Here is a 1,020-nt window from a genome sequence, read left to right as displayed (position 1 = left end):
CTTTTTTTGTATCTAAATTTGATGGAAACCTGACTGATGTCCAATATTTGACCTATTCTTTGCTGTTTTGTTAAAACCACTAGCAACCAGCCTTGTTAGTTATATAATAATACTAATCAAATTATTGCGAGTGTGATTATGCCTCAGTCTTTATTACCAAATATTCTTCAGTTTATCGGTCAGATAGACCCATTCGATAAGATCCCTAAAGAAGCGCTGCGTGAACTTGCCTCTAATGTTCAGATCACTTACCTCGGCAAAGGTGATGTGGTTGATCTTTGTGAATCGGGCAAGGAAAAGTCGCTCTATATCATTCGAACTGGCTCTATGGAGCAACGAAAATCGGACGGTGTGCTTCGCGCACGTTTAGGTAGCGAAGACTTGTTCGGTTTTACATTCTTAGATTCTGAAGTTAACGATGAGAAAGGCTATAGAGCCATCGCAATTGAGAACACCTTACTTTATGTGATTCCACACTCGGCACTTCAAACGCTTTTCAAAGCTTTTCCAAGTTGCGCAGAACATTTTGCTTCACAGGCTCAGGTTCGTTTGAAGTCGGCATTGGATGTTGTGTGGTCAAATAAAGAGAAAGGCTTGTTCATTCGTAAGGTTGAAGAAGTGGCAAGCGGGCAGGTCGCCATTGTTAAGTCTGAGCAAACCATCCAATCGGTAGCGGTGGAAATGCTTCATCAACGCTCGCCATGTGCGGTGATCTATGAGGGTGAAACCATTGTTGGTTTGATTACCGACCGTGACATGACTAAGCGAGTAATCGCTCACGGTGTCAGCACTGATAGCCTGATCTCAGAGGTAATGACACACTCTCCACTCACAGTGAAACCCGATGATTTAGTGCTGCATGCTGCATCTATCATGATGCAATTCAATATCCGTAACTTGCCCGTTGTGAAAGAGAATAAGGTCGTTGGTCTTCTCACCACGTCTCACTTAGTTCAAAACCACCGTGTCCAAGCGATCTTCTTAATCGAGAAAATCAAATACGCGGGCAGTGTGAAAACC

Annotated in this window: 1 protein-coding gene; it reads left to right on the top strand. The window is 43.1% G+C overall.

Annotated features, from left to right (window positions below; all coding sequences use genetic code 11):
* Positions 1-138: 138 nt before the first annotated feature.
* A partial coding sequence (locus tag AB4653_RS28825) for a CBS domain-containing protein (protein WP_372106066.1) occupies positions 139-1,020 on the top strand: 882 nt, incomplete at its 3' end.

Source organism: Vibrio sp. 10N.222.48.A3, from assembly GCF_041475345.1.
Classification (GTDB): Bacteria; Pseudomonadota; Gammaproteobacteria; order Enterobacterales; family Vibrionaceae; genus Vibrio; species Vibrio tasmaniensis_A.
This window is presented reverse-complemented; position numbering and strand designations above follow the sequence as displayed.